The organism is Rhizobium sp. RCC_161_2 (genome assembly GCF_041355235.1).
In the GTDB taxonomy this organism is placed as follows: Bacteria; Pseudomonadota; Alphaproteobacteria; order Rhizobiales; family Rhizobiaceae; genus Rhizobium.
In genome coordinates this window covers 347,671-365,619 of the sequence record NZ_JBFUPL010000006.1, presented here as the reverse complement: position 1 = coordinate 365,619, position 17,949 = coordinate 347,671, and the positions used below count along the sequence as shown (strand labels likewise).

General features: G+C 59.3%; 17 protein-coding genes and 1 pseudogene. 13 read left to right on the top strand and 5 right to left on the bottom strand.

All coding sequences use genetic code 11. From position 1 onward, the window contains the following. The first annotated feature begins 5 nt into the window (after nucleotides 1-5). The 12 genes from AB6803_RS18255 (at nucleotide 6) to AB6803_RS18200 (ending at nucleotide 12,431) form a co-directional block, all read left to right on the top strand. On the top strand, nucleotides 6-791 hold the full coding sequence (locus tag AB6803_RS18255) for a triose-phosphate isomerase (protein ID WP_371110208.1): 786 nt from the start codon (nucleotides 6-8) through the stop codon (nucleotides 789-791). Further along, on the top strand, nucleotides 788-1,243 hold the full coding sequence (locus AB6803_RS18250; protein WP_371110207.1) for an RpiB/LacA/LacB family sugar-phosphate isomerase: 456 nt from the start codon (nucleotides 788-790) through the stop codon (nucleotides 1,241-1,243). Before AB6803_RS18255 ends, AB6803_RS18250 begins: the two co-directional genes overlap by 4 nt. Before the next feature lie 428 nt (nucleotides 1,244-1,671). Then, a complete protein-coding gene (locus tag AB6803_RS18245; RefSeq protein WP_371110206.1) occupies nucleotides 1,672-2,703 on the top strand; it encodes a 2-aminoethylphosphonate ABC transporter substrate-binding protein in 1,032 nt (343 codons plus the stop codon). Between the two features lies 1 nt (nucleotide 2,704). After that, a complete protein-coding gene (locus tag AB6803_RS18240; protein ID WP_371110205.1) occupies nucleotides 2,705-3,853 on the top strand; it encodes an ABC transporter ATP-binding protein in 1,149 nt (382 codons plus the stop codon). After that, nucleotides 3,846-4,715: a 2-aminoethylphosphonate ABC transporter permease subunit gene (locus AB6803_RS18235; RefSeq protein WP_371110204.1), complete on the top strand. Its 870-nt coding sequence runs from the start codon at nucleotides 3,846-3,848 to the stop codon at nucleotides 4,713-4,715. The genes AB6803_RS18240 and AB6803_RS18235 overlap by 8 nt, the downstream gene beginning before the upstream one ends. Next, nucleotides 4,699-5,496 carry an ABC transporter permease subunit gene (locus tag AB6803_RS18230; protein ID WP_371110203.1) on the top strand — a complete coding sequence of 266 codons (798 nt, stop codon included), beginning with the start codon at nucleotides 4,699-4,701 and terminating at the stop codon, nucleotides 5,494-5,496. The genes AB6803_RS18235 and AB6803_RS18230 overlap by 17 nt, the downstream gene beginning before the upstream one ends. Nucleotides 5,497-5,615: 119 nt before the next feature. Then, nucleotides 5,616-6,515 carry a LysR substrate-binding domain-containing protein gene (locus AB6803_RS18225; RefSeq protein WP_371110202.1) on the top strand — a complete coding sequence of 300 codons (900 nt, stop codon included), beginning with the start codon at nucleotides 5,616-5,618 and terminating at the stop codon, nucleotides 6,513-6,515. A 203-nt stretch (nucleotides 6,516-6,718) separates the two neighbouring features. Next, complete coding sequence (locus AB6803_RS18220) at nucleotides 6,719-7,873, top strand: TIGR03364 family FAD-dependent oxidoreductase (RefSeq protein ID WP_371110201.1); 1,155 nt, start codon at nucleotides 6,719-6,721, stop codon at nucleotides 7,871-7,873. Next, nucleotides 7,870-8,673 (top strand): phosphonoacetaldehyde hydrolase, encoded by an 804-nt coding sequence (gene phnX, locus AB6803_RS18215; protein ID WP_371110200.1) that lies wholly within the window; start codon nucleotides 7,870-7,872, stop codon nucleotides 8,671-8,673. The genes AB6803_RS18220 and phnX overlap by 4 nt, the downstream gene beginning before the upstream one ends. A gap of 258 nt (nucleotides 8,674-8,931) precedes the next feature. Next, nucleotides 8,932-10,566: an acyl-CoA synthetase gene (locus tag AB6803_RS18210; protein ID WP_371110199.1), complete on the top strand. Its 1,635-nt coding sequence runs from the start codon at nucleotides 8,932-8,934 to the stop codon at nucleotides 10,564-10,566. Between the two features lie 112 nt (nucleotides 10,567-10,678). Continuing rightward, the gene (gene pepT / locus AB6803_RS18205; RefSeq protein WP_371110198.1) at nucleotides 10,679-11,911 is read left to right on the top strand and encodes a peptidase T; all 1,233 of its coding nucleotides are present in this window, start codon (nucleotides 10,679-10,681) and stop codon (nucleotides 11,909-11,911) included. Between the two features lie 25 nt (nucleotides 11,912-11,936). Continuing rightward, on the top strand, nucleotides 11,937-12,431 hold the full coding sequence (locus AB6803_RS18200) for a GNAT family N-acetyltransferase (protein ID WP_371110197.1): 495 nt from the start codon (nucleotides 11,937-11,939) through the stop codon (nucleotides 12,429-12,431). 33 nt (nucleotides 12,432-12,464) lie between these two features. Here the strand turns inward: AB6803_RS18200 and AB6803_RS18195 are convergent, their stop codons facing one another. The 3 genes and pseudogenes from AB6803_RS18195 to AB6803_RS18185 form a co-directional block, all read right to left on the bottom strand. Next, nucleotides 12,465-13,229, bottom strand: a complete 765-nt coding sequence (locus AB6803_RS18195) for an alpha/beta fold hydrolase (RefSeq protein ID WP_371110196.1) — start codon at nucleotides 13,227-13,229, stop codon at nucleotides 12,465-12,467. Between the two features lie 61 nt (nucleotides 13,230-13,290). Then, nucleotides 13,291-13,389, bottom strand: a pseudogene (locus tag AB6803_RS18190) (VOC family protein); the annotation flags it as partial. A gap of 5 nt (nucleotides 13,390-13,394) precedes the next feature. Beyond that, entirely contained in the window at nucleotides 13,395-14,489 is a 1,095-nt protein-coding gene (locus tag AB6803_RS18185) for an LLM class flavin-dependent oxidoreductase (RefSeq protein WP_371110195.1), read from the bottom strand. A 719-nt stretch (nucleotides 14,490-15,208) separates the two neighbouring features. Between AB6803_RS18185 and AB6803_RS18180 the strand changes: the two genes are divergently transcribed. Next, entirely contained in the window at nucleotides 15,209-15,604 is a 396-nt protein-coding gene (locus AB6803_RS18180; protein WP_371110194.1) for a hypothetical protein, read from the top strand. Nucleotides 15,605-15,653: 49 nt separating this feature from the next. On the opposite strand, the gene AB6803_RS18175 is transcribed toward AB6803_RS18180, so the two are convergent. Together AB6803_RS18175 and AB6803_RS18170 are read right to left on the bottom strand one after the other, a co-directional pair. After that, nucleotides 15,654-16,856: an MFS transporter gene (locus AB6803_RS18175; RefSeq protein ID WP_371110193.1), complete on the bottom strand. Its 1,203-nt coding sequence runs from the start codon at nucleotides 16,854-16,856 to the stop codon at nucleotides 15,654-15,656. A gap of 672 nt (nucleotides 16,857-17,528) precedes the next feature. Continuing rightward, a complete protein-coding gene (locus AB6803_RS18170; RefSeq protein WP_007690640.1) occupies nucleotides 17,529-17,675 on the bottom strand; it encodes a DUF1127 domain-containing protein in 147 nt (48 codons plus the stop codon). Between the last annotated feature and the right edge of the window lie 274 nt (nucleotides 17,676-17,949).

The following is a 17,949-nucleotide window of genomic DNA, read 5'->3' as shown; positions in this document are numbered from 1 at the left end:
TTGAAATGACAGCATCACCGCGCTACTGGATTGGCACCAGCTGGAAAATGAACAAGACACTGGCGGAATCCCGCAGCTTCGCCGAAGCGTTGCGGGACGCGGACGCCCTGCGCGACCCTGCGATCCAGCGCTTCATCATTCCGCCTTTCACCGCCGTTCGCGAGGTCAAGGCGATCCTGTCGGACAGTTACGTCAAGGTCGGCGCGCAAAACATGCATTGGGCCGATCAGGGCGCATGGACGGGCGAGATTTCTGCCCCGATGCTGAGGGATTGCAATCTCGATATCGTCGAACTTGGCCACTCCGAGCGCCGCGAACATTTCGGCGAGACCAATGAGACCGTCGGCATGAAGACCGAAGCGGCCGTTCGCCACGGCCTCATTCCGCTCATCTGCATCGGCGAGACGCTGAGCGACCGGGAAAGCGGCCGGGCCACCGAAATCCTGAGCGCCCAGGTTACCGGCGCCCTTTCCAAACTTTCAGGTTCGCAGAAACAAGCGCAGATCCTGCTTGCCTACGAACCCGTCTGGGCCATCGGCGAGAAGGGAATTCCCGCCGAACCTTCCTATGCCGATGCGCGCCAGGCCGAGATCATTGCGGTTGCCGAACGCGTGCTTGGCCGCCGGATCCCCTGCCTTTACGGCGGATCGGTCAATCCGGACAATTGCGAAGAACTCATCTCATGCTCGCATATTGACGGGCTTTTCATCGGCCGTTCGGCCTGGAACGTCGAAGGCTACCTCGACATCCTCGCCAAATGCGCCGCCAAACTTAGAGGAGACACGAAATGAAACTTGCCATTGCAGGAGACAGCGCAGGCGAAGGCCTGGCAAAGGTCCTCGCGGATCATCTGAAGGACCGCTACGAGGTGAGCGAAGTTTCTCGCACGGAAGCCGGACCGGACGCGTTCTACGCAAATCTTGCCGACCGCGTCGCTTCGGGCGTCATCGATGGCACCTATGACAAGGCCATCCTCGTCTGCGGCACCGGCATCGGCGTCTGCATCTCGGCCAACAAGGTGCCGGGTATCCGCGCGGCGCTGACCCATGACACCTATTCGGCGGAGCGCGCCGCGCTCTCCAACAATGCCCAGATCATCACCATGGGCGCCCGCGTCATCGGCACCGAACTTGCCAAGTCAATCGCCGACGCCTTCCTGGCTCAGACCTTCGACACCAAGGGCCGCTCGGCCGGCAATGTGGACGCGATCAACGACGTCGACGCGAAATATAACGCACGCTGAGGTTCACGCGCGAACCTTACGGCTGTAAACCGCCTCGGAACGCTGAGCCCTCTTAGCTTCCCGACAACGGTTTGAAATTGACAGCAAAATTGGAACATCCAGAGGTCACGACCGGCACCGGTCGTGACCTCTGCGGTTCTGGAAATTCATATTATTTCAATAACTTAATCTCCTCTCGATCGCGTTATCCTTGGATGCTTTTTCGCGGCTGGCAAATGCTTCCCATTTAGGGACGCACTCAGACCGACGTTCTCCCGCCTTGGCCTTAAAATAATAGGCAAAGGCTATTGTCATAAAAATGAAATAGGTATTTCCTATAATTCTGCTCACCGTACCCTTCTTAAAGGGATCTCCCAAGCACGAGAGCAGGGCCGGAAAGATCGCGAACCCGCGGGAGGGTCCGCGCAATTCAACAAGAGGGAAAGATCATGACAGCAAGATCTATATTGTTGGCTGCAAGCGTTGTGGCGGCAGCGGCGCTGCCGGCGATGGCGGCGGATAATGTCGTCACCATCTACAGCGCGGACGGACTTCATGACGGAACGCCGAGCTGGTTTGGCAACGAGTTCGACGCCTTCACGAAAGCAACCGGCATCAAGGTGCAATATGTCGAAGGCGGCTCGAGCGGCGTTGTCGATCGCTTGGCGAAGGAAAAGTCCAACACGCAGGCGGATGTTCTCGTTACGCTCCCTCCCTTCGTGCAAAAGGCAGCTGCCGACGGCCTGCTTCAGGCCTATACGCCAGCCGGCGCCGACAAGATCGATGCTCGCGACAAGGATCCGAAGGGCTTCTACGTCGCACTCGTCAATAACTATCCCAATTTCATCTATAATGCCTCGGTCCTGAAGACCGCACCCACGGCCTACAGCGATCTGCTCGATCCGAAATTCAAGCAGAAAGTCCAGTATTCGACGCCCGGCCAGGCCGGCGACGGTACGGCGCTGATGCTGCAGGCATTCCACGCGTTTGGCGGCAAGGATGATGGCCTTGCCTATTTGAAGAAGCTTCAGGTGAACAATCTCGGCCCTTCGGCCTCGACCGGCAAGCTCACGGCGCTCGTCAATAAGGGCGAACTCTATGTTGCCAACGGCGATCTCCAGATGAACCTGGCGCAACAGGCTGACAATCCGAACATCAAGATATTCTTCCCGACCGGTCCGGACGGCAAGAAGACGGCATTCTCCCTGCCTTATTATATCGCGCTGGTCGCCGGCGCGCCGGACAGCGATAATGGCAAGAAGCTGATCGACTTTCTGCTGACGGCGGAAGCCCAGAAAGACGTGAGTGCCGTCGCACAAGGCCTGCCGGTACGTACCGATATCCATCCGACCGACGAGAATTTCGCCAAGCTCCATGCCATCATGGAAGGTGTGGAGATCTGGTCGCCGGATTGGACCAAGGTTCTGACCGATCTGAAGCAGGACATCGCCGACTATAAGCAAGCGGTATCGGGGAGCTGATATGTCCTCGACCACGGTATTGGCAGGAAAGAAGGGTGCAGCCACCACGGCTGCACCCGGGACGCAGGGCGGCAGCCGGATCGGTTTCGAGAACGTATCGGTTGCCTATGGCAGCCTCGTGGTGCTCGATTCCCTGACCTTGACCGTTAATCCGGGCGAAATCGTCGCCTTGATCGGTCCCTCGGGATCGGGCAAGACGACGGCTTTGCGGACGGTCGCCGGCTTTGTGCGCCCGTCCGGCGGACGCATCACCATCGGCGACCGGGACGTTACACATCTGGCTCCCTATGATCGCAATATCGGCATGGTCGTCCAGAACTACGCCCTGTTCCCGCATTTGCGCGTGGAGGAGAACGTGGCATTCGGGCTTCGTGCGCGTCGCCTGCCGGAGGACGTCATCCGGTCGCGCGTGCCGGAATCCCTGGCGATGGTCGGCATGGCGGCCTACGCCAAGCGCTATCCACGAGAGTTGTCCGGCGGCCAGCAGCAACGCGTCGCCATTGCCCGGGCGATCGCGATCCGGCCACAGGTGCTGCTTCTCGACGAGCCCCTTTCGGCGCTCGACGCGCAGATCCGCCGTTCGATGGTCGACGAGATCGCCAAGCTGCATCGCGATCTGCCGGCGCTGACCGTTCTCTATGTGACACACGATCAGTCCGAGGCGCTGACGCTCGCCAACCATATCGGCATCATGCGCGACGGCAAGCTCCGGGCTTTCGGCGACACGCAGTCGCTGTTTCGCCACCCCCCGAACCGCTTCGCCGCCGAATTTCTGGGACGCGCCAATCTGCTTCCGGTGAGCGGGTTGAAAACGATTGACAGCAATCGGGCGCGGGTCGAGTTCGGCAATGCTGCATTGTCGGCACAAAATCATCATGGCGTGCCCCAGGGCAGTGATTGCCTGCTCTGCGTCCGTCCGCACGATTTCAAGCTTCAACGAACTCACGACGATTCAAACTCGCTGACGGGCGTCGTACGCAGCGTCCAGTGGCAGGGCGACGTCCACAACATTACCTTCGACGTCGGCGGTCACGAATTACGGATGACCTCCATGCCGATGAGCGAGCCACCGCAACCGGGCGCTTCGCTCGAAGTGCATTTTTCCGCCGCCGATGTGACGCTCGTGCCGGAGGACAGCAGGCATGGCTGACCTCGCTGCCACGGCGCCCGCGCCCAGGATGAAATGGGGTCGGTTCTGGATCGCCCCGCCGCTGCTGCTGCTGGCATTGCTGTTCCTCTATCCCCTGGGACTGATCGTGCGCCAATCCCTTGGCGACGGCGATGTTCTGTCATCGGCCGCTTTCGCCGAGGTGCTCGGCTCGCACGAATTTCGTGACGGGCTCCTCCACACCATCGTCATTGCCATCGGCGCCACGGCCGGTTGTCTCCTCCTCGGTTTCGTCTTCTCGCTCGTGATCGCCTTCGTCCCATTTCCCGGCGCAAAACTGGCGAGCCGACTGATCGATACCTTTGTCGCCCTACCGACCTTCCTCGTCACGCTCGCCTTCACCTTCATTTACGGATCGGCGGGCCTCCTCAATGAATCTCTGATGAGGTTGATGCATACCGATCTGCCGCCGCTTGATTTTCTCTATTCGCAATGGGGTGTCATCCTTGCGGAAGCGACGGTTTATACGCCTTTCGTCATGCGCCCGCTCCTGGCATCGTTCTCGCTGATCGATCAGGCACAGATCGAAGTGGCAAGCAGTCTCGGCGCAAGGCCCTGGCGCATCGTCCGACAGATCATTTTACCCGCAGCACTTCCGGCACTCGTCGCCGGTGGCAGCCTTTGTCTGCTCCTGACAGTCAACGAGTTCGGCATCGTGCTCTTCATCGGCGCCAAGGGCGTGATCACCCTGCCGCTGCTGATCTATGGGAAAGCCATCCAGGAATTCGATTATACGACCGCCTGCGTCATCGCCGTCGTCAATATCGTTCTCTCGCTGGGTCTTTATAGTCTCTATCGCGTCGCAATAGCGCATTTAGGAGCCGGTCGTGCTGGTGTGGTCTAAAACAGGGCGATTTGCCGTCTGGGCGGTGGCCGTACCGCTGTTCCTCGTCATCTATGGCCTGCCAGTCGCCGTGATCGCGCTTGCGAGCATCAGCGGCCAGTGGAACGACATACTGCCAAGCCATCTGACGCTGGCGCACTATGCAAACGCTTTCAGGAGCGATTCCTTCAACAACCTGAAATCAAGCATCTGGACCGGCGTCATCGCAAGCGCCGCAGCGCTGGTGAGCGGCACCTGGGCGGCACTTGCGTTGCGCGAGCTCAAGCCGCTGCCGAAGCGGCTGCTGGACCTGTTCTTCTTCATTCCAAGCGCGGTGCCGTCCGTATCGATCGGACTTGGCCTGCTGGTTGCCTTCAGCCATCGGCCTTTGCTGCTGAACGGCACATGGCTGATCGTGCTGATCGCGCATTTCGTACTGATATCCGCATTTACATACGGCAATGTCACAGCGGGTCTGTCGCGCCTGCCGAACGATTGCGAACAGATTGCCGAAAGCCTCGGCGCGCGGCCCTTCTACAAGCTTCGCCGGGTAACCTTGCCGCTCCTCATGCCCTATCTGGTTGCCGCCTTCAGCCTTAGTTTCGCGATGTCGATGGGCGAACTGGGCGCAACGGTGATGGTCTATCCACCGGGCTGGGTGACGTTGCCGGTCAATATCTTTGCGCTCTCCGATCGCGGAGCGATCTTCGATGCGGCAACGCTGACGATGATCCTCGGTGCGGCGACACTAATTGTCCTTCTCGCGTTGTCGCGACTGTCGACGAAGGCGATGTTGCGCTGAGCCGGGGGACCGGTGATCCCAGAAGCCAGGCAAAGCCTCCAACACGGATTGTTTGCTTCGGCTAGGCGGCTCATCTAAGAGGTGTGTTGCCGCGAAGCGAACGATGGAGAATATCGAGCATGGCGTCCCCGACCCTTTCTCAAATGAGAGCCGTTGACGCTCTTGCGCGAACGGGCAAGTTTTCCCGGGCCGCCGAAGCCCTGGGAATCAGTCAGCCGTCGGTCTCCACGCAAATCCAGTCATTCGAGGAGCTTTGCGGGACACGCGTCTTTATTCGCGACGGACACACCATTCATGTCGCCCCGGCAGCCGTCGATCTCATCGCCAAGATCAAGATTGCGCTGAAATGCGTCGACGAAGTCGACATGGCCATAACGGACAAGACGGCCCTGAAGAGCGGGCTTCTTTCGGTCGGCTTCAGTGCGCACCGCCTTATCATGCCGACGCTGACGGCATTCGTGCGCAAATACCCCGGGCTGCGCCTGACGACGCATGGCGGACCATCGCTGGAACTGGCGGACGCAGTCTTGTCAGGCGAACTGGACGTCGCCACGATTTCCCAGGCCGTACCGGACAAACGGTTCGCATCCTTCAAACTGTTTGACTCGCGGGTCGCCATTTATGGCCGCAAAGATCACCCGCTTTTGAAGAAGGGGCAGTTGAAGCTTAAGGATCTGGATGGACAGGATATGGTCCTCTGGAATCGCGCTTCCGGAACCCGGACGGTGATCGAGGAAGCGGCCAATAAATACGGTGTGGAACTGAAACCGGTTCTGGAAGTCGCAACCCTTGATGTCGCTTACGCTGCGGCAGCGGCGGGGATAGGCCTTGCCATTTCCATCGAGGGCGAGGTTCGCGCTGACGAACATATCGATGTCGCACCGCTTGTCGAGCCCGAGTTGGCAATCGGACATTATCTGATCGCCTTGCCGGAGTGCCGTAACCATTCCACAGTCAATGCCTTCTTCGAGGTGGCGAAAGAATCAGGTTCTTCGGCGGATGGCGCAATCCCGAGATAGGCCGCCCGCAAATTTATAGTTTTTGCCTATAAATTATAAATATTCATATCATTGTCATATACAATGAGCTATGGTGAACCCATAGCGCAATCGGCTGCGGTTGGTTCAACTGTTGTCCGACAACGGCCATGGGAAGTTAGCTGTTGCGATCGGATATGACCGGGCAACGATGGCCAGCGTCGCAAGGTGTAAGGATTTAAAATATGACGGTTGAGTATGATCTAGCGGTCGTCGGTGCGGGTATTGTCGGCCTCGGCGTCGCATTGGCGGCGTCTCGGCAGGGTAAGAAAGTCGTCGTCATCGAGCGCAACGCCAAGGCGGTCGGCGCCTCCATTCGCAATTTCGGTTTCATCACCGTCAGCGGTCAGAAGGCTGGCGATCACTGGGCGCGCGCCATGCGAAGCCGGGATATTTGGGCAGAGGTGGTCGAGGAGGCCGGTATTGCCGTTCACCATCGCGGAACGCTGCTGCCGGCAAGGCGCGACGAGGCGGCCGACGTTCTGGAGGCTTTCTTGAAGGGGCCGATGGCCGCAGGCTGCCGGATGATCAGCAAGAAAGAGGCGGCAGACATCGTTCCCGCGCTGCGGCTGTCCGAGGTCAGATCGGTCCTCTACAGCCCGCATGAGCTGCGGGTCGAATCCATGGATGCGCTGCCGAAACTCGCTCTTTGGCTTGCCGCAAAGCACAATGTCGAATTCCGCTGGAATACGGCAGTGCGTGCCATCGAAGGATCGCGCATCGAAACCAGCCGCGGCATCGTCCATGCCGACGCCACCATCGTCTGCCCCGGCGACGATTTCTCGGCGCTCTATCCGGAACGGATCGCCCCGCATGCCCTCTCCGTCTGCACCCTGCAGATGCTGCGTGTGGCGCCCGCCGCGCCAGTTCCCTTCGGCGCTGCCGTCATGTCGGATATGAGCCTTGCCCGTTATGAAGGCTTCGCCGCGCTGCCGGAAGCCAAAGCTTTGGCAAAGCGGCTGGACGCCGAGGAGGCCGAAAGCCGCGCCGCCGGCATTCATCTGATTGCCGTGCAATCTGGCGATGATTCACTGGTCGTCGGTGACAGCCATGTCTATGGGGACGCTCAGGCGCCCTTCGCGGAAGTACGCCTCGATGATCTCATCCTCGCTGAATTCGACCGTGTGTTCGATCTGCCGGGCCGGCAGGTGGTCAACCGCTGGATCGGCACCTACGCCTCTTCCAAGGAGCACACCGTCCTCGTGGATCGGCCGGCTGACAATGTCAGGATCGTCATGGTGACGGGGGGAACGGGCGCATCGACGGGCTTTGCCCTTGGCGAACAAGTCATTGGCGATCTCTTCGGATCGTATTCGGTTTTTCAGGAGATTTCGCAATGAGCGGCTTGAAGGCAGTTGTGTTCGATTGGGCAGGCACGGTTATCGACTTTGGATCCTTCGCCCCGATGGGCGTGTTCGTCGAGGTGTTCGACCGGTTCGGCATCGAGGTGACGATCGCCGAGGCTCGTCAGCCGATGGGACGGCCGAAATGGGATCATATCGACGCCATGCTCAAGCAGCCGCGCATTCATGATGCCTGGACATCCCGCCATGGCAAGGCGCCGACATCGGCGGATGTCGACGCGATCTACAAGGTCTTCGTGCCGATGAACGAGGAGATCGTCCATAAATTTGCCGATCTCGTGCCCGGAACGCCGGAAATGGCCCGGGCACTGCGCACAAGAGGCCTGAAGATCGGCTCCACGACCGGATATACCCGCTCAATCATGGAGCGGCTCCTGCCGCTGGCGAAGGCACAAGGATATGAAGCCGACAACCTCGTCTGCGCCGGCGACCTGCCCGAGGGCCGGCCGACGCCGATGAACATGTACAAGTGCTTTCTTGATCTTAACGTTTGGCCCGCGCATACGGTCGTCAAAGTCGACGACACAGATGTCGGCATCGACGAAGGGGTCGCGGCCGGCTGCTGGACAGTCGGCGTCGCGCTCAGCGGCAATGAAGCCGGCATGACGCAACAGGAGATCGCAGCACTTGCCCCGCACGAACTCGACCGCGTCCGCCAACGCGCCGCTGGCGTGCTGCGCGCACGCGGCGCTCACTACATCATCGATACCGTCGCGGATCTATTGCCCGTGATCGATGATATCGAGCACAGGCTCTCCGAGGGAGAGCGTCCGTAAAAGATTACTTCGGCCCTATTCCGAATATTTCAGAAGGCGTTTGGCACTTCTTATTGAAAAGCCTTGATTTAAAAGGCTGCGGGCGCAATCACTAAGATTGACGCAACATATAATCGTCGCACGCTCGCGGAAGATATGATCCCGACGCGCAGATGTCGGACATGATCGGGGATGGAGGGGCCACGATCCCCATCAAAACGCATCACGAGGAGTACAGGTAGCCGTCTAGTCTCATTGCAATCTGGGAGGAGCGCAACAGTGAACAAGTATGACGACCATCTGGGTCGACGCGCGGCAAACCATTGCCCGATGACGCCGATATCCTATCTGGAGCGGGCAGCCCGAACGTTTCCCGAACAAACGGCGGTTATTCACGGAAGCCAGCGATTAAGCTACTCGCAGCTTTGGAAGAACTGCCGGAAACTTGCCTCCGCGCTTTCATGTCTTGGCATTGGAAAAGGCGATACGGTGACCGTGATGCTGTCCAACACGCCGCCAATGCTGGAAGCCCATTATGGTGTACCGATGGCCGGCGGCGCCGTGCTGCACTCCATCAACACCAGGCTTGATGCGGATTCGATCGCCTTCCAGCTCGACCATGCCGAGTCCAAAATCGTCATTGTGGATACCGAGTTTTCCGACGTCATGCGCCACGCGCTGGAGAAAGCCAAGGTCACTCCGCTGGTGATCGACTTCGACGATGCCGAATTTCCGTCGGACGCACCGTATAAGAAGGGCGCGCCAATAGGGACCGTGGATTATCTGGCGTTTCGCGCCAGCGGTGACGAGGCTTTCGAATGGGCCGATCCCGATGACGAGTGGGATGCCATTTCCCTGAACTATACATCCGGCACCACCGGAAACCCTAAGGGCGCCGTCTATCATCATCGCGGTGCAGCACTTGCATCGCTCGGAAACGTCATCCATGCCGGCATGGGCAAACATCCCGTCTATCTCTGGACGCTGCCGATGTTTCACGCCAATGGCTGGTGCTTCACCTGGACGGTCGCCGTTCAGGCCGGCACGCATGTCTGCCTGCGGTGGGTACGCGCCAAGCCGATCTTCGATGCCATCGCCGATCACGGCGTTACGCATCTGTGTGGCGCGCCCATCGTCATGTCCTCGCTGGTCAATGCGCCGGATAGCGATAGACGCGCATTTTCCCAGAAGGTAGTTTTCAATACGGCCGCCGCACCCCCACCAGAGGCGGTTTTGGCGGCAATGGCCAATGCAGGCTTCGAGGTTACACATCTTTACGGACTGACCGAGACCTATGGTCCGGCCGTCGTCAACGAGTGGAATACCACCTGGAATGACCTTACCGGAGCTGAGCAGGCTGCCAAGAAAGCACGGCAGGGCGTTGCCTATATCGCTCTCTCCGAACTCAACGTCATCGATCCCGAAACCATGAACCCCGTGCCGGCGGATGGAACGACCATTGGCGAAGTCATGCTTCGGGGCAACATGGTGATGAAAGGTTACCTCAAGAATCCGGCAGCGAATGACGAGTGCTTTGCCGGCGGGTGGTTCCACTCGGGCGATCTGGGCGTGATGCATCCGGATGGCTATGTCCAGATCAAGGACCGCTCGAAGGACATCATTATTTCCGGGGGCGAAAACATTTCATCGATCGAGGTTGAGGACGCGCTTTACAAGCATCCAGCCGTTGCGGCAGCCGCCGTCGTGGCCAAGGCTCACGAAAAATGGGGGGAAACTCCGGTTGCCTATGTGGAGCTGAAGCCCGGCAGGCAAGCAACCGAACAGGAGCTGATAGACCACTGCAAAACAATGATCGCACGCTTCAAATGCCCAACGCGCATCGTGTTTGCGGAAATACCAAAGACGTCCACCGGCAAGATCCAGAAATACCTTCTTCGCCAGATGCCGATCTGAGCGCATATCACCGCCTCAACAAAATGCCGCAGCAGAGCGAAAATGGATTCACGACTCTGCCGCCGGGCGCTATAGCTGTCCACGGCTGGCGCACACAGATTGGACCGAATTCATGACCGACACTGTCACCGATCGCTTCCTTCGTTACGTCGTTATCGACACCCAATCCGACCCCGCCTCATCGACGCAGCCTTCCACCGAGAAACAAAAGAACCTCGGCCGTCTCCTGGTGGAGGATTTGCTGGCGATCGGCCTTGCCGACGCGCATCTCGACGAGCACGGCTATGTCTATGCGACCATTCCATCGAACGTCGACAAGCCGGTCCCGACCATCTGCTTCTGCTCGCACATGGACACAGCACCCGATTTCACGGGAACGAACGTGAAGCCGCAGATCGTGCGCAACTATGGCGGCGGCGACATCCGGCTTCCCGGCGACCCGCAGCAGATCATCCGCGTCAGCGAAAATCCGGAGCTCGGCAACCAGATCGGCAACGACATCATCACCTCCGACGGCACGACTTTGCTCGGCGCTGACGATAAGGCAGGCTTGGCCGAGATCGTGACGGCGGCGCAATTCCTCCTCGACAATCCCGACATCAAGCACGGAACCATCAAGCTCCTGTTCACGACCGACGAAGAAATCGGCCGTGGGGTCGACAAGGTGGATCTGGCAAAGCTCGGCGCCGCGTTCGCCTACACGATGGACGGCGAAACGGCCGGCCATGTCGAGGACGAAACCTTCTCGGCCGATGGCGTCGAGATCTCGATCCAGGGCGTCGCCATCCATCCCGGTTTCGCCAAGGACAAGATGGAAAATGCCATCAAGATCGCCGGCACGATCATCAGCCGCCTGCCCAAGGATACGGCGCCCGAAACGACGGCGGGCCGGGACGGCTTTATTCACCCGACGGGCATGACCGGCTCGATGGAAAAAGCATTCCTTGGTTTCATCGTCCGCGATTTCAACGATGAGGGGCTGACGACCAAGGAAGTCATGCTTGAGGCAATCGTCAAGGACGTGATGGCCGGCTACCCCGGTTCCTCCTACACCTTCAAGGTCAAGCAGCAATACCGTAATATGAAGACTATCCTCGACCGCCATCCGCAGATCGTCGATTACGCCATGGAAGCCGTCGGCCGTGCCGGCATGACGCCCGTGCGCGGCAGTATTCGTGGCGGCACCGACGGCTCGCGGCTGTCTTTCATGGGTCTGCCCTGCGCCAATATCTTCGCCGGCGGCCACGCCTTCCACTCGCCGCTCGAATGGGTCAGCCGGCAGGACATGGAAAGAGCCGTCAAGACGATCGTCGAACTTTCGAAAATCTGGGCGGAACGCGCCTGAGCCGCTTCGCGAAGGGTTGACACAGATGCTTATCCGGCACGAGACGCCTGGGGATGTGGATGCGATCCATGATCTGACATGGGCTGCGTTCAAGCCGATGCCTTTCAGCGACGACACCGAGGCAGACATTATCCGGGCGTTACGCGCGGCCGGTGACCTGACGATCTCGCTCGTTGCCGAGGAGAGCAGCAAGATTCTGGGCCATGTCGCGTTCTCGCCGGTAATGATTAATGGCGCGCATAATGGCTGGTTCGGGCTCGGCCCGATATCGGTTGTGCCTGAGAGGCAGCGCCAAGGCATTGGTAAGGCGCTCATTGCCAAGGGGCTTGCGCTTCTGAACGAGAGGGGCGCGAACGGGTGCGCCCTGATCGGCAATCCCGATATCTACAGCCGCGTGGGCTTCGAAAGCGACGGGCGACTGACCTATCAGGGCCTGGACACAAGGTATATCCAGCGGCTCGTCCTTCGAGGTCCTATCCCGAGCGGAGCGCTGCAATTCGCGCCGGCATTCGGACCGTAGAGAAACCCGCCTTCCCTGCCGCGGCGTGAAGCCTCAGGCGATCGCCCGGCCGATCGCACTCGCCAGGCCCACGGGGTTGTCCCATGGCATGGAATGACCCGCGTCCGGTACGATCTCTATGTTGACCCCGTCCCGGGGCAATCCCTCGGCGTCTGGATGGGGCAAGGTCCGGCTGCCGAAGATCAGCGTCCTCGGCATGGGCAAGGCATATAATTGCTCGCCCCATGTCGGGCTGCTGCCCGCGACGAGCGATGACGCACCACGATGCACGGCATAGGGCGCACTGACCGCAAGAGAGGCCGCCCAGGTGCCATCCTCCACGCCCGCGAACTTCCGCACCAGATCGTCATGACCCCGAGCCACATAATCCGCCTCGGGCGTTTCCGCGATGCCTCGGCTGAATATGCCGCCGCCGGGCGCAAGGTTGGGCTCGCTCAGGACAAGATGCTGCACGCGATTGCCCAGCAGACGCGCCGCCGCGATTGCGACAGCGCCGCCCATGCTGTGGCCGAAAAGATCGATGGACTGGAAGCCCAGATGGCCGACCAGCTGCACAATGGTGCGGGCATGAAGGTCGATCGTGTATCCAAAATCCGTAGGACGGTCGCTGAAACCCGAACCCAGCAGGTCGACTAGCAGCATCCTGCGACCCGTCAAAGCCGGATCGGCGGCAACCGTCGGATAATCGCAAGACGAGGCACCGCCAAGACCGTGAATGAAGACCAAGGGCAAACCGCTTCCCGGCAGGTCATGATATCCAAGATTGGCCTGTTCCGTTTCCAGTCTCAAGGATTTCATGCGTCAATCGCTTCTCATAATGAACATCTCTCAACCATCCTGCCAGCCATAGGAAAGGCCATCAGTTCTGTCTTCGGAAAACTCGGCTGGAAACTGAGATGGAATTTTGACATGCGTCTTTTGCATTGGCAAACAGATAGCCGTCAGCCTTGTGGATAGCACTCTTCATCCGACACGAAGCCCCGCCCTTTTCAAAAGCGGGAGAACCCGATCGCAGAAATAGGGCAGCTCCTGCGTGTAGTTGACGAAGGACAGGGCGATGCCGGCATAGCCCTGCGCCGAGATCGCGACCATCTCCTCGGCGATCCTTTCCGGCGTGCCTATCAGGGGATAGCTGCCGGCGCCGCCGGCGAAGCGCTGACGGTAGCGATCATAGGCGTCGCGGTCATGCGACTGCGAGAATTCCTTCTTGCCGGCCATATGCTGATCGACGGCGGCATGATCGGCCAGAGTGACGGCATAGCGGGTGTAATAGTCCTCCGCCTCTTGCTGCGTCTCGCGGCAGACGACATGGCAGACCGTGTAGACACCCACGTCCCTGCCCTTTTTCTCCGCCCGCTCGCGGATATCCGCAACATGCTTGCCGGCATCGCCAATCTCGGTGAAGGTGGTGAAGAGATAGTCGCAGCTTGCCGCCGCAAAATCCCGCCCTGGACCACCAAAGGCGGCGTTCATCGTCACCGGCCGTGGTGTCTGCAGGCTCGCCGGACGGCTGACGGCCTCCTTCAAGGTGTAATAGGTCCCGGGATAGTCGACGGGTTCATCGGCGGCATAGAGCCTTTCGACAATCTCCAGCCATTCCGCCGCCTGGTCGTATCCCTTTTCGACCAGGGGAATACCGAACATGCCGAATTCCTTCGGGTTCCAGCCGCAGACAATGTTGAGCCCGGCCCGGCCCTGGCTGATGTGATCGACGGTCGCCAAGGACTTGGCGGCATAAAGCGGATGCACCAGCGGCACATGCACGGTCATGAACAGGCCGATCTTCTCGGTTGCCGCCGCCAACGCCGCCGCCCAGGTGAAGGTCTCGAACGACCATTCGCGCACCCGGTTCTTGCCGCCGAAGCCGCGCCAGCGGGCAATCGGCAGGAAGAACTCCAGGCCGGCGCGGTCGGCGATCTGCGCTGCGGTGAGATTGTCCTGCCAGCCGGCAGCCCAGCGCTCCGGCACATCGGTGATCGCCAGCCCGCCATCGGCATTGGCGGAGAATACACCGAGCTTCAGCCGGTTGGGACCTTTCAGCGGATGCGTCTTCATCATGGTTCCTTCCTTATTCTCGTCTTCTGCGGACGGGGCGAACGGCCAAAGAACGCGCCCCAGAAAGGCGGCATGGATGGCTGAAAGTCCTTCGATATGACATGCGGCAACGGCGGGGCTCGGCAAAGGTGCCAGGCCGAGCAGACTGAAAATAACCCATGAAACGCGCGGTGATAGGTGCCGGCTGACCGCACGCAACCATGTACGGATTTGTGACTTATGACCAAAACAATTTCAAGTATAAAATTTACTCGCCTGCGGCGGCCTCGCGGACGTCAAAAGAGAGACCGTTGGGAGGGAGCATCCGGGGAATCAGTTCGTTTGCGAGGGCTCCCCGATCTCAAGCGGAGATTACAATCGAGGAAGTGCGGGTGATCTCAAGCAACCGAACGAGTATAAATCGGCACCGAAGCCTGCCGCAGACATTTCCGAACATTGCTGAAAAAAGGTATCATGAAGGAATTTATTATCCGGACATTTCCAGTCGCAGGCCGCCTGTCCGAACAGAGATGATGTGCGCTTCGTCGCAAGAAATCTTATAATATTGATTTTATATACTTTTATCGCCTGAAATCACAATAAACGCACCCGCATTTCCGTGTTATTTCGGGGTCATTCTGCCACGGGCTCTGAGTGGTGCGCAAAAGGCCATTTACGTCCGTTTAATCTCACCGTTGCCACAATTGGACATCCGCACAATACAGCAATGGGCAGCGTCAAAAATGGTTACCGCAATATCCTCCTCCACGGCCTCATCCTTGTTTGGCACATCGTCCACCACATCGACGTCATCGAGTTCGTCGACCGCAGACGACGCCACCAAACTACAGGCCGAAATCGCGGCGAAGAAGGCGGAGCTCGCCAGCACGAAAGACCCGGACGAAGCTGCCACGCTTCAAAAGGATCTGACCGCCCTTGAGGCCAAACTGGCCAAGCTTCAGAAATCCTCAGGCACCCAGTCGAGTGCGTCCGGCCAAGCGACGAAGGCGAGCACAGCCTCCGCTTCCAGTTCGTCACAGAGCAATGCGCAGTCGCCGCTCTCCGGCGAAAGCGATCGCATCGGCACGGCGAATTTCGACGAGACCACCGACTTCGGAGAGCGAACCGCCTATGTCTGACGGGCGGCGCTGATGCGGGATCATGTCGCCGGGATCGGTAAGCTGCTCCCTATTTGCGTCGTCTGGCGCCATCAAAGTAGAGGAGCATGGCGAGGCCGATCAATCCGGCAACCGCGCCGATAACCGCTGTTCCGGAGTAGCTGCTCATAGCCGTTCCGATCGCAAAGAGAAGAGCACTGAGGCCAGCGCTCAGGAAAATGTTGACGGATATGAGCGCGCTGCCAAGCCCGGGGCGCTCGGCAATCAGATCCTGCAGATATGTGATGGGAATGCTGATAAGGGCAGCCGCTCCGATCCCGCTGATAAGGGTCAGCGCATAGAGATGCCATGGCGCCGAGGCCAACGCGAGCAGCAGCAGGTAAATCACATAGATGACGGTGCCGATGGCCAGCGCCGTGACATGGTTCATGATCCGCTGGGCACGCCCCCACATGACGATGAATATGACTTCGAGAAGAGCTACGATCCCCACGAGCACGCCGATATCGGTGACGGCCCCATGCGCCGCGCCGGTGACGATGAGGGGCAGAATGGCACCGTTGACGTGAAGCGTGCTGCTGATCAGCGCCACCGCGATCACGCGCATGAAGACCGGTGGCGAGATGACCTCGCCGAGTGCCGCAAGATAGGAAAGATGGCGCGTCGCCGCCTTGTCGGTGCCATTCTGGCGCGGGAGAAAAACCGCGATAAGTCCAAAGCAGACCGCACAGGCCAGACCCGCAAAAAGATAAGCGGGCAGCATGCTCTGAGAATTTGCAAGCAGCGCGCCGGTAATGCCGGGCACGAGAACCCAGGATAGCGAAATCATCGCCCGAACGCCCGAATTGACCGTGGCGACCTCGTTGCGCTCCATCCCCGTGGTCGCGACCCGGACATTGGCAAACAGCAGCGAATTGAGGGAACCGTAGATCGGCAGGAAAAACAATGCACTCAGAATGAAGGTCGCCTGCGACGGAACGACATAGACTGCCCCGTAACCCAGAATGCCGAAAACGGCGACCGTCAGCATCATCGTGCGGTATTGACCCAGCCTGTCCGCCAGATTTCCGAGCAGAATGCTGACGATGACGTTGACGGCGGCCGCAGAAAAGATCAGCGCCGAATACAGCCCGTTGCTCAGGCCAAGTTCGCGAATACCCACGACGGACTGATAGGGCGATGTCGCAGCTCCAGCAAAGCCGAAGGCAAAAATGGCAAGCATGCTCACCCGGATCGTCGGGTCGCGGAATACGTTAGGAAAGAGGCGGGTCATCAGTGATATCGAAGGTCTGGCAAATCACCCGGTCGTGGGGTGACGGGGTTTTAGCAGGTTTGAGCACGGCCGGAACCTGCCAAAGCGAAATATTAGCGCCCTCAACGCCATGAGCCGTGTCCGCAACATGCCGCCGCGTCGCGCATCTACCGATAAATCGCGGATACTTCCCTGGCGGTGGCATCGCGTTGGTATCATCGATACAGTGGCCGCCGGCAGATCGAGCAAGCGCCAGCACAATCATTAGCAAGCCGTGAGACTGCCCACGCCGATGACGGCGATGGGCACGTACCAGCTGCTGACTGCCCGAAATGTCCCCAGAAACGAAAAAGCCTGCCGCGGGAGGAGGTGCGGCAGGCTTTTCGAAAAGAACCGAACAGCGACTGGGAGGAGGAGTGTCGCCGTTCCTACAGACGTCCCTGGGAGGAGGAGTGGGCCGTCTGATCTCCGAAGCTCTGCGGGAGGAGGTGCATTGCTTCGATGGCTGTGACCATACACCGACCACGGACGATTCCTATGCCTTATGCTGCACTGCAGCTATGCAAGAAATACAGATCGGAAAGACTGGCGATCGAGCAAGGATCAAACCGATCCTCACACTGGGATCCCGACGCAGAAACGCCCGCGTCATCAGCGGGCGTCGAGCAGTCCTGGAGACTGGATGCTGTGCGGTTAGCGTGCGACCGATGCGCGGGCAACGCTGCGGATGTCGGCGCGATCGATGCCGAGGTCCTGCAGTTCACGGCTGGACATGCGGCCGAGTTCGTTAACGGTCTGACGGAACTTGCGCCAATTGTTGAAAGAGCGTGCTACGTTCATGATAATCCCCTTTCCTGAGGGCTTGATGACGTCAGCAACCTTGCTCGGCTCCGGCGTCGTTTCGATGGTTGGAATATAGCTATTTCAATCGGTTTAAAACAGTGCCAATCCCTCATCCCACCCATGCATCCGGCGCATTGGTCCTGCATATCCCGCAAGAGATGAGCGTTTCTTAGGCAACGATGTGATCGAAGGGGTCGGGCGCCCAGAGGCCTTCAGCGATGGCCGGGCGATTCATGTTGCCATGCGGGAAAAAGGCGGATTATAAGCGATA

Bases quoted from the DNA above. Each gene is read 5' to 3' on its own strand.
- AB6803_RS18200 (WP_371110197.1), top strand. From the start codon at position 11,937: ATGCTTATCCGGCACGAGACGCCTGGGGATGTGGATGCGATCCATGAT.
- pepT (WP_371110198.1), top strand. From the start codon at position 10,679: ATGACCGACACTGTCACCGATCGCTTCCTTCGTTACGTCGTTATCGAC.
- AB6803_RS18185 (WP_371110195.1), bottom strand. From the start codon at position 14,489: ATGATGAAGACGCATCCGCTGAAAGGTCCCAACCGGCTGAAGCTCGGT.
- phnX (WP_371110200.1), top strand. From the start codon at position 7,870: ATGAGCGGCTTGAAGGCAGTTGTGTTCGATTGGGCAGGCACGGTTATC.
- AB6803_RS18220 (WP_371110201.1), top strand. From the start codon at position 6,719: ATGACGGTTGAGTATGATCTAGCGGTCGTCGGTGCGGGTATTGTCGGC.
- AB6803_RS18170 (WP_007690640.1), bottom strand. From the start codon at position 17,675: ATGAACGTAGCACGCTCTTTCAACAATTGGCGCAAGTTCCGTCAGACC.
- AB6803_RS18175 (WP_371110193.1), bottom strand. From the start codon at position 16,856: ATGACCCGCCTCTTTCCTAACGTATTCCGCGACCCGACGATCCGGGTG.
- AB6803_RS18235 (WP_371110204.1), top strand. From the start codon at position 3,846: ATGGCTGACCTCGCTGCCACGGCGCCCGCGCCCAGGATGAAATGGGGT.
- AB6803_RS18225 (WP_371110202.1), top strand. From the start codon at position 5,616: ATGGCGTCCCCGACCCTTTCTCAAATGAGAGCCGTTGACGCTCTTGCG.
- AB6803_RS18195 (WP_371110196.1), bottom strand. From the start codon at position 13,229: ATGAAATCCTTGAGACTGGAAACGGAACAGGCCAATCTTGGATATCAT.
- AB6803_RS18245 (WP_371110206.1), top strand. From the start codon at position 1,672: ATGACAGCAAGATCTATATTGTTGGCTGCAAGCGTTGTGGCGGCAGCG.
- AB6803_RS18240 (WP_371110205.1), top strand. From the start codon at position 2,705: ATGTCCTCGACCACGGTATTGGCAGGAAAGAAGGGTGCAGCCACCACG.
- AB6803_RS18180 (WP_371110194.1), top strand. From the start codon at position 15,209: ATGGTTACCGCAATATCCTCCTCCACGGCCTCATCCTTGTTTGGCACA.
- AB6803_RS18255 (WP_371110208.1), top strand. From the start codon at position 6: ATGACAGCATCACCGCGCTACTGGATTGGCACCAGCTGGAAAATGAAC.
- AB6803_RS18250 (WP_371110207.1), top strand. From the start codon at position 788: ATGAAACTTGCCATTGCAGGAGACAGCGCAGGCGAAGGCCTGGCAAAG.